A 15,356-nucleotide genomic window follows, 5' to 3' on the forward strand; every position below is an offset into this window, starting at 1 on the left:
TTCTGTTGCGGCCCGCGTCGCGCGAAGGCTTTCGCTCGCGTGCGGCCATCGTCTTACTTTCAGATTCAGGAGAGACCGTGAAGAAACCCCTCCACAAAGTGCTCTATGTCCAGGTGATCACCGCGATCGTCGTGGGCGTCATCCTCGGCCACTACGCGCCGGCGCTCGCCATCGACATGAAGCCGCTGGGCGACGGCTTCATCAAGCTCATCAAGATGGTGATCGGCCCGATCATCTTCTGCACCGTCGTGACCGGCATTGCCGGCATGGAGGACATGAAGAAGGTGGGCCGCGTGGGCGGCAAGGCGCTGCTCTACTTCGAGATCGTCTCGTCCTTCGCGCTGCTCTTCGGCCTGATCGCCACGCACGTGCTCAAGCCGGGCTCGGGCTTCAACGTCGACGTCCATACGCTCGACGCGAAGGCGGTGGCTTCGTTCGCCGAAAAAGCGCACGGCCAGAGCTCGGCCGACTTCCTGATGCACATCATTCCGGACACGCTGTTCTCGGCTTTCGCGCAAGGCGAGATCCTGCAGATCCTGCTCATCGCGCTGCTGTTCGGCTCGGTGCTCGCGCAGATCGGCGAGCGCGGCCGCGTGGTGACGGAATTCATCGAAAGCGTCTCGGGCGTGCTGTTCGGCATCGTCAAGATCGTCACGAAGCTCGCCCCCATCGGGGCGTTCGGCGCGATGGCCTTCACCATCGGCAAGTACGGCGTGGGCTCGCTGATCCCCATGCTCAAGCTGATCGGCACGTTCTATCTCACCTCGGCCCTCTTCGTGCTGATCGTGCTCGGCGCGATTGCGCGCTACGTGGGCTTCTCGATCGTGCGCTTCGTGGCCTACATCAAGGAGGAGCTGCTGATCGTGCTGGGCACGAGCTCGTCGGAGTCGGCGCTGCCGCAGCTCATGCAGAAGCTCGAGCGCCTTGGCTGCTCGCGTTCCGTGGTGGGCCTCGTGGTGCCGACCGGCTATTCGTTCAATCTCGACGGCACCAACATCTACATGACGATGGCGGTGCTCTTCATCGCCCAGGCCACCAACACCGACCTCACGCTGACCCAGCAGCTCACGCTGCTCGCGGTGACGATGCTCACCTCGAAGGGCGCGAGCGGCGTGACGGGCGCAGGCTTCATCACGCTCGCGGCAACGCTTGCCGTGGTGCCCACGATTCCGCTCTCGGGCATGGTGCTGATTCTCGGCATCGACCGCTTCATGAGCGAGTGCCGTGCGCTCACCAACATCGTCGGCAATGGCGTGGCGACCGTCGTCGTGTCGGCATGGGAGAAGGAGCTCGACCGCACGAAGCTGCGCGCCGTGCTTGCGGGCGAAGTGGAAGTGAAGGAGGGCGCGGGCGCCTGAAGCGCTCCATGCCGAACCACTACGTCTTGAAACGTTTTGCTGCGGCTCCCTCTCGCCGCCGCGCAGCGCGCCATTCCCCTGTGGCGCGCTGCTTTTTTCCCTGAAGCCAGAAGCCGCGCCGCATCGGCCAGCCGCGCCGACCGCTCGATGCCGGCCGTGTGCCACAATCCCCCCATCCCCTTCGATCCATTGGAAGCCGCTGCCGTGACGCGCCGCCTGCTCATCCTCCTCGTGCTCGCCGCCGGGCTCGTCGCGGTCTGCGCGCTCACGTGGACGCTCGCCTGGAAGAGCGGTATCGACTCGCTGCGCCGCGACGCCGCGGTGCGCGGCGATCGCACGACAGCCGCGCTCAAGAGCACGCTGGAGCGCTACGAATCGCTGCCCTATATCGTCGGCGAGCATCCGCTCGTGCAGGACGTGCTTGTTGATCCGAGGCCCGAGTGGGTGGACGCGGCCAACCGCTACCTCGAAGACGTCAACCGCCACGCGCGCGCGACCACGACCTATATCATCCGTGCCGACGGCTACTGCATCGCGGCCAGCAACTGGCGCGACGCGGACAGCTTCGTCGGCGTGCAGTACCGCTTCCGGCCGTATTTCATCGATGCGGCGAAGGGCGGCGTGGGCCGCTTTTTCGCCATCGGCACGATCTCGCACGACCCGGGCTATTACCTCTCGCAGCCCGTGCGCCGCGACGGCAGGATCGTCGGCGTGGTGGTGGTCAAGCTGAACCTCGAATGGTTTCCGGGCACCGACGCGACCGAACCGCTCCTCGTCACCGACGATCACGGGGTAATCTTTCTTTCGTCGGTGCCGGCCTGGAAGTACCGCACGGTGCGTCCGCTGCCGGCCGATGTGGTGGCTTCGATCGACGAAACGCAGCAGTACGCGCGCCAGCCCCTCACGCCGCTGCCCACTCACGTCGAACGCGTACTGGAAGACGATGCCGACATCGTGCGCATCGGCCGCGGCCTCCGGGCGCCCCGCTATCTGGAGACGCGCCGCGCGCTGGGCGCGCCGGACTGGCACCTCGTGACCATGTCGCCGGTGAGCCCGGTGATCGGCGCCGTGCGCAGCGTGACGGTGATGACGGGGTTCGGCTACGTCTCGCTGTGCCTGCTCGGCTTCTACTGGCGCCAGCGCCGCGCGCGCGTGAAGGAGATGATCAAGAGCCGCGCGATGCTGCAGAAGGCGTACGCGATGCTCAACGAACGCGTGGCCGAGCGTACCGCCGATCTCTCGCAGGCCAACGAGCAGTTGCAGCGCGAGGTGCACGAGCGCGCGCGCGCCGAAGCCGAGTTGCGCGCTGCGCAGGACGAGCTGATCCAGGCGAGCAAGCTCGCGGCGCTCGGCCAGATGGCGGCCGGCATCACGCACGAGCTGAACCAGCCGCTGGCGGCGCTGCGCAGCTTCTCGGACAACACGCGCGTGTTTCTGGAGCGCGGCCAGTACGCGGCGGCGCACGAAAACCTGGAGTCGATCGGAGCGCTGACCGAGCGCATGGGCAAGATCGTCAACCAGCTGAAGCTCTTCGTGGGGCGCGCGCGGCCGCGCAGCCTGCGCTCGCCGGTGGCGCCCGCGCTGCGCAATGCGCTGGCGCTGCTGGCCAAGCGCCTCGCCGGCGTGAGCGTCGCGCTTACGCTGACCGACCGCACGGAGCGCGCCGATGCGGCCGAGGTGATCTTCGATCCGCATGGCGACTACCCCGAACTGGTCGCGCAGTGCGACGACCTGCGGCTCGAGCAGGTGCTGATCAACCTGATCGGCAACGCGCTCGACGCGGTGGCCGGCATGGCGGCGCCACGCATTGCGATCGGGATCGAGGCCGATGCCGCGACGCTTGCGATCGACGTGTGCGACAACGGCCCCGGTATTCCCGAGGACGTGATGCCGCGCCTTTTCGAGCCGTTCTTCACGACGAAGGAGATGGGGCAGGGCTTGGGGCTGGGCCTCGCGATCTCTTCGTCGATCGCGCGCGACTGCGGCGGCTCGCTTGCCGCGCGAAACGAACCGGGCGGCGGCGCATGCTTCGTGCTCACGCTGCGCCGCGCGCAGGTGAGCGCGGCACGTGTGCCGGCCGCCGATGTCTGACTCCGTTGAATCAGGATAGCGAACGAATATGGTGACGCAGCACGTGACCCGGCACGCCGGCCGGGTGCTCTATATCGAGGACGACGAACTGGTGCGGCGCGCGGGCGTGCAGAGCCTGCAGCTGGCCGGCTTCGACACCACCGGTTTCGCTTCGGCCGAAGCCGCGCTGCCGATCATCGACGCCGACTTCGCGGGCGTCGTGGTGAGTGACATCCGCCTGCCGGGCGCGAGTGGCCTCGACCTGCTCGCACAGTGCCACGAGCGCGCGCCGGACGTGCCGGTGATTCTTGTCACGGGCCACGGCGATATTTCGATGGCCGTGCAGGCGATGCGCGACGGCGCTTACGACTTCATCGAAAAGCCCTTCGCCGCCGAGCGCCTGACCGAAACCGTGCGCCGCGCTCTGGAGCGCCGCACGCTGGTGCTGGAGAATCTCGCGCTGCGCCGCGAGCTGGCGGGCCAGAACCCGCTCGCGCCGCGCATCATCGGCAGGAGCCCGGTGATCGAGCAGGTGCGCCGGCTGATCGCGAACATCGCGCCCACGGACGCCGCCGTGCTCATCAACGGCGACACGGGCGCGGGCAAGGAGCTGATCGCGCGCAGCCTGCACGAGCTCTCGCCGCGCCACGGCAAACCGTTCGTCGCCGTGAACTGCGGGGCGCTGCCGGAGCCGATGTTCGAATCGGAGATGTTCGGCTTCGAGCCCGGCGCCTTCACGGGCGCGACGAAACGCAGGATCGGCCGGCTCGAGCACGCCTCGGGCGGCACGCTCTTTCTCGACGAGATCGAGAGCATGCCGCTTTCGCTGCAGGTGAAGCTCCTGCGCGTGCTGCAGGACGGCGTGCTCGAGCGGTTGGGCTCGAACCAGCCGGTGCGCGTCGATCTGCGCGTGGTGGCGGCGGCCAAGGGCGACATGAGCGAGCACGTGGCGGCGGGCACCTTCCGGCGTGACCTGCTGTACCGCCTGAACGTCGTGACCATCGCGCTGCCGCCGCTTGCCGAGCGCCGCGAGGACATCGTGCCGCTGTTCGAGCATTTCCTGCTCGACGCGGCCGTGCGCTACCAGCGTCCCGCGCCGCTTCTCACCGAACGCGACCGCATGCGTCTCACGCAGCGCGACTGGCCGGGCAACGTGCGCGAGCTGCGCAATGCCGCCGATCGCTACGTGCTGGGGATTCCCGACGATGCCGCCGCGCCGGCGGACAGCGGCGCAGCGCCGCCGCAGCCGCTGAAGGAGCGCGTGGAGCAGTACGAGCGGGCGCTGATCGCCGATGCGCTGGCCCAGGCGGGCGGCGCGGTCGCGCAGGCCGCCGAGCAGTTGCAGATGGCGAAGGCGACGCTCTACGAGAAGATTCGCCGCTATGGGCTCGTGGTGCGCGGCGACCAGGAGACGCGCTGAAGGGCGCTGAAGCGGGGCTGAAAGCGGGGCTGAAAACGCAAACGGCAACGGGCGGGCCGTTGCCGTTTGCGGGAGACGAGGCGCCGGCGCCTCGCGCTCAGGTCGAAAGCGCTTTCTGCAGCAACTGGTCGAGCTCGCCGAACTGCGGCTCGCCAACATAGCGCTTGAGGATCTTGCCGTTGCGGTCGACGACGAAGGTGGTCGGCGTGAGCTGGACGTTGCCGAACTGCTTTGCCGCCGAACCGTCGTCCATCGCGACCTTGAACGGCAGCTTGCGCGTTTGCGCGTAGTTCGCAACGTACATGGGCGCGTCGTAGTTCATGGCGACGGCCACGAACTCGAGCCCTTCGCCCTTGAAGCGGTTATAGGTCTGAACCATCTGCGGCATTTCCTGCATGCAGGTGGAGCAGCTCGTCGCCCAGAAATTGATCAGGTAGACCTTGCCCTTGAGGTCGGCGGTCGACACTTTCTGGCCGGAGAGCAGCGTGAAGGTGGCGTCGGGCACGCGCTGCTGGCTGCCGAAGAACGCGAAGTAGCCGGCCACGGCGAGCGCGGCGACGATCAGCGCCGCCGCGACGCGATGAATCGCGCGCATGCCGGACGCTTTCGGGGGAGTGGGGGATGCAGTAGTCATGGGCGGAACCTCGGACACCAGGAAACTGGTCGAGGTATTCTAGCGCCGAATTTGCCGGTATAGCGTTTGCTGTTCGCTATGCCCGGGACCGGCAACGGATAATGTCGCGTTCCTTTCAATCTCGTTACTCTCTCCGGTTTGCCTCGCGCCACATGCCCTCGACGACTCTTCGCCAGATTTTCCCCCGGTTAGCCCGCGTGGCTCGTTTTCGAGGCTTGCGCGCCGCGGCCGGACTGATGGGGGTAGGGATAGTCGTGCTGACGGGCTGCTCGCCGCAGTACGACTGGCGCACCGTCGCGAACAACACGAGCGGCTACAGCGTCGATCTGCCCGCGAAGCCGGGGGCCGACCAGCGCGAAATCGAGGTGGACGGCACGCCGATGCGCATGCGCATGCAGACCGCCGAAGTGGACGGCGAGTTGTTCGTCGTCGGCACGCTCGATCTGCCCGACGCGAAGCCGACGACCCAGCAGGCGGCGATTGCCTTCCTGCGCGACGGCCTCGCCCGCAACGTGAGCGCCACGCCCGACGCGCACGATGTGGCGGTGCCCGTGGCCGGCGGCGGCGCGATCGACGGCATCGAACTGCGGCTCTCCGGGCATGCCGGCGAGAAGGCCGAGCCGCGCACGATCCACGCGCGCCTCGTTGCGAAGGGCGCGCGCGCTTACCAGGTGGCGATCGTGGGGCGCGCCGAGCCGCCCGTCGAGCAGGTCGACCAGTTCTTTCAGTCGTTCCAGCTCTACTGAAATCCATTGAGCATGCGCGTGACCGCATGCAGGACTGAAGGTTCCGCTGCAGGTTTTCGCGCTAAGACCCGGATTTGATTAGGGGTTTACGGGTTACCCACAGATGCTGTGGATAACTTTGTGGAAAAAGCGGGAGGAGCGCCCGCAAAGCGCCGCCCTGTGGGCTTTTTGTTAGTTTGCCCGACTTCCTTGCAATCTCATTAACTCAATTGAATCAATGGCTTGTGAGGATGTGTGGGGGTGTGGGTGTGTTGTCCACAATTTTGGGGATAACCCGAGGCAGTGTGCATAAGTCAAGTCTTGACGACTTGTTTTTGACGCGGTGATGACTCCGGGCCCGCCTAATGATCAGTGAAAACCCGCCGGTACTGGATGGCTTCCGCGACATGAGCGGCGGCGGGCATGTCGGCGTCGGCAAGGTCGGCGATGGTGCGGGCGACCTTGAGCACGCGGTAATACGCGCGCGCCGACCAGCCGAAGCGCTCGCCGGCTTCGCGCAGCAGCGTTTCGCCCGCCGCGTCCGGGCGGCACACCTCGTCGGTGTCGCGGCCGCTCAATTCCCGGTTCGTTTTGCCTTGACGTGACAGCTGGCGCTCGCGTGCGGCATGCACGCGCGCGGCGATGGCGGCGCTGGGCTCGGCGGGCGAGTGCGCGCGCGCCGCGAGCTCGGCGGGCGGCAGCGCGGGAATCTCGATCTGGATATCGATGCGATCGAGGAGCGGACCGGAAAGTTTGCGCAAATAACGCGCGGCGCCCTCGGGCGTGCAGCGGCAGCGGCCCGACGGGTCCCCGCGCCAGCCGCACGGGCAGGGGTTCATGGCCGCAACGAGCTGGCAGGCGGCGGGAAAGTCGGTTTGCCACGCGGCGCGCGAGATCGTGATGGCGCCGGCTTCGAGCGGTTCGCGCAGGGTTTCCAGCACGTGACGGTCGAATTCGGGCATTAGGTTCCCATTTCTGTCTGTATGTTTTAATGTGTGGAAGGCTCTGGCAAGTTTGCTTTTATTCGTTACCAACGCAAGGTATCTAAATGAAAACAAACAATGTGCGTGCGATACACATAAGTCCATCAGCACTCGGGACATGGGACTCCATTTCGCAGTTCGTTGGGCTGACTCCTGCTGCGGGTATGGGTCCTCGTTATCAAACGCTACCCAGGGTGGCCGTCATTGTGAACTCAGACGATGGCTTACCTCTGTGGGCTCCAACCTTGTTTCTGGCCCGAAGTGCGACACGAAGCCGTGGAGTCACCGGCGACACTTGCCGGACCTATGCCGAATGTCTGATCGACTGGATTCGGTTCATCACCACAGCCGGAAGTACGCTGGAGCGCGTCAATGAGGAACTCCTTCAGCGATACCGCACAGAGCTTCGCCATGAGCGTGTTGGTCCCCGATATAAGACGTCGTCGGCCACCGCAAACCTCCGCGTTACTGTGGCCTCCAAATTCCACCTATGGTGCCAAAGCCACGGCTTCCCGTCTCCATTGGGTGCATTTCTTTTGGAGCGAGAGAAGGATGAGCGTCAAAGACCACTTATGCCTCGCGTCCTTCACCGACATCCGCGTTTGCTCAACACGGATGAAATCAAGGGGTTATTTCAGTTCGCGCGGATGCCCTATAAGCTGGCCTTTCGGTGGGGCCTGACGACGGGGATGCGCCGGTTTGAGGTAGCTATGCTGCCGCGCTCGCTGCTTCCCACACCAGAACAATTGGAGCAGTTGGACGGTGAGTTCGCGTCGGTCGTAATTAGGCGAAAAGGCGGCAGAGAACTCGCGATCTATCCGCCAAAATCCTTGGTCGAAGAGACCAATTGGTACATCATGACTGATCGGATTTCGCCTTTCGAAGAGTTCGACGATTACGTCTTTATAAATCAATTTCGATTTCCTGTGTCACGCCAGGCACTGACGAAGGAATTCCGTCGTTGCGCTGATTTGATAGGAAGTACCGCGACACTGCATCATCTGCGTCATACGTTCGCGGTGCACGTATTGAGGTACCTCGATAGTGCAAGAAAAGGGGAAATCGGAGTTGCAAAGAATTCGCTGAAGGTACTTCAGGTCCTTCTCGGGCACGCACACGTCGAAACGACCGAGATCTACCTACGCGCGGCGGAAGTCACAGGGCGCGATGCAATGGCCGCATTAGAGAGCCTTTACAGGACTTCCCATGAAACTGACGCGTGAACGATCGGCTTTAGTCCATCGACTGGTGGATGAAAGTGGTCATCTCGTCGCAACATTGGATTTATCTAAGCTCGAAGTTTCGCCCGTGATCGCCGCAGCGTTGTTGCGAGCCCACGACGCAGAATACGGACACACGGCAATCGAAACTCAGAAGCAGGTATTTCGCTGCATTCGAAAGTTTATTCTATGCTTGCAGCAATCAAAAATTGCTTTTCAGTTACCTCTTCCTTCATCGATCGCCAGTATGTTTCACGATTGGCTCGAAGCGTCTCATTTAGTCAGTAGCACCGCTCAGAGTCATCAGAATATTATCTTCACGATTCTACGCTGGTGCCGGCGCAATACCCCTGAAATTATCTCAGAACATTCGCATATCGGAGGGCATGGATTTGCGAGGAATGATCCGGAAAAAAGGAATGGTGTTGATGAAGATACGGTCAAGCTTATACTTGCTCGCTGCTACGACGAGATTGAAAAAATAGAGGCGAGGTTCGAGTTTGGTAGGCGCTTAGTTGAGGGGAGTTATGCGGAGAGCGAGGAAAACAATTTGCTGTGTCGCACATTGATCGATTTGCTCAGAATTGGTAAGGGGCGGATTCCAAATCAGCATATTATTGTGAACTCAAAGCTTTCTCTTTCCCGAAGAGTGGCTGCGTGCGGAGGATTGCAATATGTTCGGTCTCTGGTGTATTTGACGACCGGAGATGTTTTTCCGTTCTATATGGCGGTCGTTACGCAAACGGGTGGCAATCCTATGGCAATTCGATTGTTAGAGTTGAACTGTATAAAGCCGCATCCGCTAAGAAGTGATCTCGAATTTTTATGCTGGGATAAAGAGCGCGCGAAATCTGAGCAACGTCAAGACTATCCGGTCGGTAAGAAATGGTCGGCCCCAAATATTGTTCGCCGGCTGCTGAAGTTAAATGAAAGCGTTCGACTGGACGCGCGATCGAGCATGAAAAACAAGGTATTTTTGGCTCGGGGTTTAAGGCGGGATGAGCCGGAGGTACCCTCTGTGCAATCATTTCATAACTATCTGGCAGTCTTCATTGATAGATATAAGATTCAGGAGTTCGATTTTGAAGACATGAGAACTACTGTGGCCAGGGTTCTTCATAAGAATTCTCATGACATCGAGATCGCTAAAAAACGTTTAAATCACAAAAATGTGAAAACGACGTCCAGGTATACGTCAATTGAAGAGTTTCCGTTGCAATGGCATGAAAAAATTACTGAGTTTCAGGGGATTTTGGTAAGTCAGGGGCGCGTTGAAGGCGCGTCCAAGCGGAATGATGGTTATGAAGGGATTGCCAAAAAGCCTACTGAAACTGTATTCGGTTTCGGTTGCCGTGATCCCTTTGCTGGAGCTGATGGTGTTACACCAAAAGGAACGCGTTGCATTAATTTTACCGGGTGCAGCACGTGTATTGGGAGCGTAATTCCTCTTGATGATCCGCGTGTTATATCGAGAATCCTTGCTGCAAAGGTAGCATTGGAAGCGGCACAGCAAGATGCGCTTGTACATGGATGGTCAAGTCGATTTGAGGCCGTCTATGGTGATACACTTTCAATTATCAATACAACCATCTTGCCTTCCGTGTCTCCCACGGTCATGGAAAAGGCAAGGAAACTTATGAATGTCAGCAGTATCCCTGTCCTCGAATAGATTGGAGGGATATATGGGATCAAGTGGACGAAATGTAACGCACCTCGAACGTGTTCCGTTACTGGAAGACAAGGACCTTGCTATTCGGTGGGATGCCTTGATCCCATCTGGAAAGGGCACACGACATCAGCGACATGTCCTGGTGAAATCAACCAAGCAGCTATTCGAACTAATGTATGGGGCGTCAAACATTAGAGGGAAGAACTACGGCGAAACAACGAAGCTGCAGAAGTTCGGTAAGTTGCGCGCGCTGGTGAGATGGATGGTGAGAAACTCGATATGGCGCTTCTCCGATATCTCTCAGAAGGATATTGTTAAGTTTATTGCGAGTCGCCGTCCGAGAAAGGACGCATTGTCAGAGCACACAGTTGCAAGCTGGATATCGAAACTTCAGCTAATGTTTGATTTGGCAGGGAAGTACGATTTTTCGCTCACGGTGGATATTCGGACGATAGATGATCAAATATACGAAAAGGTTCGGGGGCGCCCCGCTCGGCCATGGAAATCTCTTGACGCCAATATAACGATTGCACTTATCAGGGATGCGCTTCAGTGGATTCAAGACTTCGCGCCGTTTTTTGAGAGCGTCGCAGAGGAGTCATGGCTCCGTAGCAGGCGCACGATTGGTCTCAGTAAAACTAAGCGCAGTGTTGTGTCAAATAAATTCTATAAGGAAATATCCGAAAAGCCAGAGTATAAAAAATTGGCAGAGTCGCTCAATTTTTCTGGACCTATTTATAAAACAATCTCCGTAGGACTATCGGTCACGGAGGGTGCCTGTGCTTTTTTATTGCTGGTGCTTGTCGGTTTTCGAGTGAGTGAGTTGCTATCCTTGAATAAGGATTGTTTGATAGTCGAAGAGGTGGAAGGTAAATCAGGCCTTGGATATATCAAAGGGATCGCAGCCAAGAAGCAGGGGCGCGCGAGGCGCTGGGTAGCCGGGGTGCCAGTTCAGGAAGTAATTAATTTTCTGCTACGTCTTACGAAACATACCCGGTCGCCACACATTAAAAGTCAAGCGCTGTTGCTGAGTCGATCGAAAGGCTCACCGCTATTCTGGATCGGATCAGCGCCTGCTCGGTGGGGTTCCCTGACATTGAGCAATCGAGTGAAATTATTCGCATGTAGTGGTATGAGAAAGGGAGGTGCAAAGGTTAGTCATTTGCACCCACATATGTTGCGAAAGACGTTTGCGCAGCTCGCCGTTTTACGAGACAAAAGTAGACTGGAACCTGTTGCTGCACAGTTGGGACACGTCTACCAATCGTTTACCGATAATAGATACATCGGAATAAATCATGATTTGGCGACCCTTCTTGCAGAAGAGGATAGAAAAGAATTAGCTAGCGGACTAGAAGTATTACTGACGTCTACGGCGGTTGGGGGAAAAGGAGCTGCGGCTTTGAGCGCGGTTCGAGGGCAGGCTGCGAAATTTCGCGGTAAAAAGACGCTCCGTGCATTTATCGAAAAGCTGATTGACGAAGGCGTTTTACTGGGTCCTTGTCATTGGGGTTTTTGCGTTTACTCGCGTAGTCACTCCGCGTGTGATGGAAGTGACACCGGCCCGAATCTAGTAAACCGGGCACCAGATATCTGTGCCGGATGCGTCAACTTGGCTGTGACCGAGAAACATATTTCGTGGTGGAACGATCGCGCTCGTGATCAGGAGCTGTTCTTGGCGCGCCCTCGTCTTCCTACGCAGACACGTTTAGTTGTTGAGGAGAAATTGAAAAAATCTGTTTCTGTGCTTGCTGGTTTGGTTAAGGCAAGTGCGGGCGTTGCATCTGCCAGTACCGAGAAGATTTAGATAACGTCATGAATACGCGGCGCTCTCAAAACTCAAGTGATACCCTTAACGTACGTGAGCGAGTGCAGGCGGCTATTTTGTTTCTGCGTGAGAACAATGGGCCCAAAGCCATAACGGTCTCAGCGGTTTGCCGTGCTGCGAATGTGAGTCGAGCCAGTCTATATCAACACCATCGCGACATTGTCGACGAGATTTCGCAGTCCACAAGGCCTGCCCTGGCGGCAAGTGCATCGAAGACAGGAAGCTCTCGACGCGTTAAAGGCACAGATCAGCGGGTGAGCGAGCTTGAGCATAGCCTGCGTGAGTCGGAAGCAAAATACCATGCGGTGCTATACATCTGTCTTGAGCAGCAGGCAGAACTCGTCGCCCTACGACGCGAACTGGAGGGTCAACTTGCGTCTCCAATGCCGAGAGCCCGCGCCCGGACAATGAAGCGGTAGTAAAAAAGGCGCGTAAGGGCATCAGTTCGTTTTCGGGGCACGCAGACGAACGGGTTTGCATGCCGCCCCGCGGCGGGCATGAACACAGCACTGTCGATGTACGAGTAACAAGTCGCGCATACATTGTTGAAATACGTGGTTTAACAGCTATTCTGCGAACGCTCTGAGCCTTACGTGAAGTGATATTCATGCGTTCTTATGCTGTTGATCGCATTGATTCGACGGCTTCTGCGATCACGCTGTTGACTTGAATCAACTTGACGTACTCGACCTTACCCGATTCATGCGCCAGCACTGCTTGGTAGAAGTTGAAATCCTTCCGGCGAGTAGCCTTACATTTCTCCTCGATCATTTTGATGATCGTCATCTTTTCTCTTGCGGGCGTGCGGACACCAAAAATGATCCCATCTAGGGCGCCGAAGTCATACTACATCAACCGGAATTCGGGCGTGACCGTCCTCGCTTATAACCGACAACGACATGCCTTTTGGGACGGTGTGCGAGTGCGCGATACTACGATTCTGGCATTCAGGTACCACGCAACGTTTCGATTTCCTCCATTTTTGCAGCCGGCGGTTTATATTTCCAAATCGAACTTTCGCTTTTTCCGACTCATTTATAAATATTATTTTATTATTTCCGTCGTATTCGTCCAACACGGATTCGACTAGACTCATAACGGCCTTTCGATTTTCGCTATTAATGGTTTTTGGCATTGATGTGTATATTTTGATTTGATATTATCGCTGCAATCAGTTTATTTTTCCTTGCGGACGGGGCTAGGGAAGATTAAATGCTATGCCAAGGTGATTGCTAATAGCCGAACATTTTCGATGAAAATAAACGATTGATCTAGTCCATGTAGCGTTGCATCAATATTCGGGCCGCCAAGGACTTCCGCAGTTGCGGCAGACAAATTGTGCGGCCTATTGAGCCGGAACTGTCTGGCAGCCTTCACCGGAACGACTGGTTTCACCTAGAGAAGAGCCATTTATGGCCTGTCATGCAGACCATCTTCTGAGGGCCGACTTTGGCCGATGAGCCATCGAAGGCTCCGATTAACCGCCAATAACAACGCCCGGAGCTCCCGGGCGTCTTGACCTTCATTAGCGGCGCACTGTCTAACACTGGTGGAGCAATCACCCAGCGCGTCGCAGTTTCACGGCGCCCCCGCCTCGGCGGCGACATTGTCAGAGAAATCAAATCCAGTTCGAACTATGGAAGCAGTTCGGCCTTGACCTCGCAAGGGATGTTGCATTTTCGGTTGCAGGTCTGCAACATCTTGTGCAACATTAGCGGCCACCATGCCATTGACGCTACGCCAGCAGGAAATTTTCACGCGTTTTGTTGAAGACCCGCGACTTGAGCGTTCTGCGGGCGGCTTCGCCGATCTCGGCGTCGGCCGGACCACAGTGTCCCGGGAACTACGCAAGCTCGTCGACGCTGGCCTGCTAGAAGCGACGGGGAAGGCTTACCGGCTGAACCAGACATCGGACGCGTTCCTGCAATGGGATCTCTCACGCGCGCCGCACCATCGACCGGCTGTCCGCTATGATCCGTATCTGCTCAGGCAATACCAGCCTGGCACGACCTTCCTCCTCTCGGATGAGCAACGGTCGGTGCTTGAGCGGGCCGGACACGTCGAGCGGGTTGAGCAGGCGCGCGACAAAGGAAAATCATACGACCGCGTGCTTCAGTCGCTGATGATCGACCTGACGCACGCGTCGTCGAATCTCGAAAACGTCGACATTTCGTGGCTCGACACGAAGACACTGATCGAATTCGGTGAGCGGCCAGAGGGACTCACGCAGCAGCAGCTCCGGCTCGTGATGAATCACAAGGAAGCTATCTCGTTCCTGAAGGAGCATGCCGCCCAGCTCTCGTTCACCCAGCGTGACCTCTTCGATCTCCATACGTTGCTGATGCAGGGAGTGCACGGGATTGCGGCGGGCGCAATGCGCACGACCATCGTGAAATTCGACGACAGCCGGTATCTGCCGCCGGACAATCCGCATGTGCTCCGTGAGGCGTTGGAGTTGTTCTGCGAAAAGGTGTCGGCGATCGAAAATCCCTTCGAACAGGCGTTTTTCGCGATGGTGTTCTTGTCGTACATCCAGCCGTTTCAGGATGGCAACAAGCGTATGTCGCGTATCGCGATGAACATGCCGCTGTTCCGACATGCGCTGGCGCCGTTCTCCTTCGCTGACGTATGCCGCCACGATTACACGTTCGGCCTGCTGGCGTTCTACGAGCGCGGCCGGCACACGTTTCTCGCGGAAGCGTTCACTGCGGCATACGTGAAGTCGGCCGCGCGGTACGCCGAACTCGTGACGCACGTGAATGAGGGAGGCCTCTTGGGCACACTCTGATCCTGTACTTGCGACCTAACTCGGCCAATGGCTATGATGCACGTACCGCTTGATGGGAGGATAGAGATCGACGCCGTCAACATTCCCAAGCATACATCGGGGGCTGACCTGAGCAGTCTGGCCAAGTTGGTCATGACTCTGTTCGATCGCTGGGATTTGTCCAGCGAAGATAAAGCGCTCCTGCTTGGCCTGGCAGTTGGAAATCAGGTGGCCTTGGTCCACTGGACCACACGAGAGCAGTACGAGCGTGTTGGGCATTTTCTCGGCATCCACAAAAGCCTCCGCCTGCTGTTTCCGCACAACCGCGACGCAGTGTATGGCTGGATGAAAATGCGCAACGGTGCCTTCGGCGGCATGACGCCTGTCGACATAATCAAAGAATACGGGTTCGCTGGCCTTTTAATGGTTCGAGCCTATCTCGATCACGCTCTGCGGCAGTGAATTGATACAATTCAGTCCACCGAAGTCCCGGTGATCCCCGTGGACCTCAGGAGCCAGCGAGTTGCCGGCAATGAATGCCGCTCACGGGCTCTGCTTGCCCAGTACGTAGCGATGTGGAGAGAGCGCGCATACACACAGACGAGAGTCAGAGACGTAGACCGCAATAAATCTGTCACTGCCACCAGCGCGACGGCGCACGGCAAAGGCCACCTTGGTGACT

Annotated in this window: 11 protein-coding genes and 1 pseudogene; 9 read left to right on the forward strand and 3 right to left on the reverse strand. The window is 58.7% G+C overall.

Annotated elements, in window-relative coordinates; translation table 11 throughout:
* The first annotated feature begins 77 nt into the window (after window positions 1-77).
* The 3 genes from BAC01S_RS02585 (at window position 78) to BAC01S_RS02595 (ending at window position 4,848) form a co-directional block, all read left to right on the forward strand.
* On the forward strand, window positions 78-1,358 hold the full coding sequence (locus BAC01S_RS02585; RefSeq protein ID WP_027793357.1) for a dicarboxylate/amino acid:cation symporter: 1,281 nt from the start codon (window positions 78-80) through the stop codon (window positions 1,356-1,358).
* A gap of 147 nt (window positions 1,359-1,505) precedes the next feature.
* Window positions 1,506-3,449: a sensor histidine kinase gene (locus BAC01S_RS30115; protein ID WP_043200982.1), complete on the forward strand. Its 1,944-nt coding sequence runs from the start codon at window positions 1,506-1,508 to the stop codon at window positions 3,447-3,449.
* Window positions 3,450-3,477: 28 nt separating this feature from the next.
* Window positions 3,478-4,848 carry a sigma-54-dependent transcriptional regulator gene (locus BAC01S_RS02595; protein WP_027793358.1) on the forward strand — a complete coding sequence of 457 codons (1,371 nt, stop codon included), beginning with the start codon at window positions 3,478-3,480 and terminating at the stop codon, window positions 4,846-4,848.
* 97 nt (window positions 4,849-4,945) lie between these two features.
* Here BAC01S_RS02595 and BAC01S_RS02600 read toward each other — a convergent pair whose 3' ends face one another.
* On the reverse strand, window positions 4,946-5,482 hold the full coding sequence (locus tag BAC01S_RS02600; RefSeq protein WP_027793359.1) for a TlpA disulfide reductase family protein: 537 nt from the start codon (window positions 5,480-5,482) through the stop codon (window positions 4,946-4,948).
* A gap of 197 nt (window positions 5,483-5,679) precedes the next feature.
* Here BAC01S_RS02600 and BAC01S_RS02605 point away from each other — a divergent pair, with 197 nt between their 5' ends.
* Window positions 5,680-6,228 (forward strand): hypothetical protein, encoded by a 549-nt coding sequence (locus BAC01S_RS02605; RefSeq protein ID WP_245616485.1) that lies wholly within the window; start codon window positions 5,680-5,682, stop codon window positions 6,226-6,228.
* A 341-nt stretch (window positions 6,229-6,569) separates the two neighbouring features.
* On the opposite strand, the pseudogene BAC01S_RS30120 reads toward BAC01S_RS02605, so the two are convergent.
* A pseudogene (locus BAC01S_RS30120) lies at window positions 6,570-7,169 on the reverse strand (ATP-binding protein); the annotation flags it as partial.
* Between the two features lie 623 nt (window positions 7,170-7,792).
* Between BAC01S_RS30120 and BAC01S_RS34980 the strand changes: the two are divergent.
* Genes BAC01S_RS34980 through BAC01S_RS33590 form a run of 3 tightly spaced genes read left to right on the forward strand, consistent with a single transcriptional unit; the run spans window position 7,793 to window position 11,886 of the window.
* Entirely contained in the window at window positions 7,793-8,413 is a 621-nt protein-coding gene (locus tag BAC01S_RS34980) for a tyrosine-type recombinase/integrase (RefSeq protein ID WP_169740088.1), read from the forward strand.
* Complete coding sequence (locus BAC01S_RS34335) at window positions 8,397-10,079, forward strand: site-specific integrase (protein ID WP_156954278.1); 1,683 nt, start codon at window positions 8,397-8,399, stop codon at window positions 10,077-10,079. Before BAC01S_RS34980 ends, BAC01S_RS34335 begins: the two co-directional genes overlap by 17 nt.
* Window positions 10,051-11,886 (forward strand): site-specific integrase, encoded by a 1,836-nt coding sequence (locus BAC01S_RS33590; protein ID WP_084168149.1) that lies wholly within the window; start codon window positions 10,051-10,053, stop codon window positions 11,884-11,886. Before BAC01S_RS34335 ends, BAC01S_RS33590 begins: the two co-directional genes overlap by 29 nt.
* 636 nt (window positions 11,887-12,522) lie before the next feature.
* Here BAC01S_RS33590 and BAC01S_RS34340 read toward each other — a convergent pair.
* Complete coding sequence (locus BAC01S_RS34340; RefSeq protein WP_156954279.1) at window positions 12,523-12,693, reverse strand: hypothetical protein; 171 nt, start codon at window positions 12,691-12,693, stop codon at window positions 12,523-12,525.
* A 937-nt stretch (window positions 12,694-13,630) separates the two neighbouring features.
* On the opposite strand from BAC01S_RS34340, the gene BAC01S_RS33595 reads away from it, so the two are divergent.
* Together BAC01S_RS33595 and BAC01S_RS02630 are read left to right on the forward strand one after the other, a co-directional pair.
* Window positions 13,631-14,695: a Fic family protein gene (locus tag BAC01S_RS33595; protein ID WP_084168151.1), complete on the forward strand. Its 1,065-nt coding sequence runs from the start codon at window positions 13,631-13,633 to the stop codon at window positions 14,693-14,695.
* A 33-nt stretch (window positions 14,696-14,728) separates the two neighbouring features.
* Window positions 14,729-15,136, forward strand: a complete 408-nt coding sequence (locus tag BAC01S_RS02630; RefSeq protein WP_218001607.1) for an MbcA/ParS/Xre antitoxin family protein — start codon at window positions 14,729-14,731, stop codon at window positions 15,134-15,136.
* The last annotated feature ends 220 nt before the right edge of the window (window positions 15,137-15,356 follow it).

The sequence above is a fragment of the Paraburkholderia acidipaludis NBRC 101816 genome (genome assembly GCF_000684975.1).
Classification (GTDB): Bacteria; Pseudomonadota; Gammaproteobacteria; order Burkholderiales; family Burkholderiaceae; genus Paraburkholderia; species Paraburkholderia acidipaludis.

What these genes read in the sequence shown, in the direction of transcription:
- BAC01S_RS30115 (WP_043200982.1), top strand. Translation starts at nt 1,506, where the DNA reads ATGCCGGCCGTGTGCCACAATCCCCCCATCCCCTTCGATCCATTGGAA.
- BAC01S_RS02595 (WP_027793358.1), top strand. Translation starts at nt 3,478, where the DNA reads ATGGTGACGCAGCACGTGACCCGGCACGCCGGCCGGGTGCTCTATATC.
- BAC01S_RS02600 (WP_027793359.1), bottom strand. Translation starts at nt 5,482, where the DNA reads ATGACTACTGCATCCCCCACTCCCCCGAAAGCGTCCGGCATGCGCGCG.
- BAC01S_RS34335 (WP_156954278.1), top strand. Translation starts at nt 8,397, where the DNA reads ATGAAACTGACGCGTGAACGATCGGCTTTAGTCCATCGACTGGTGGAT.
- BAC01S_RS33590 (WP_084168149.1), top strand. Translation starts at nt 10,051, where the DNA reads ATGTCAGCAGTATCCCTGTCCTCGAATAGATTGGAGGGATATATGGGA.
- BAC01S_RS34340 (WP_156954279.1), bottom strand. Translation starts at nt 12,693, where the DNA reads ATGACGATCATCAAAATGATCGAGGAGAAATGTAAGGCTACTCGCCGG.
- BAC01S_RS33595 (WP_084168151.1), top strand. Translation starts at nt 13,631, where the DNA reads ATGCCATTGACGCTACGCCAGCAGGAAATTTTCACGCGTTTTGTTGAA.
- BAC01S_RS02630 (WP_218001607.1), top strand. Translation starts at nt 14,729, where the DNA reads ATGATGCACGTACCGCTTGATGGGAGGATAGAGATCGACGCCGTCAAC.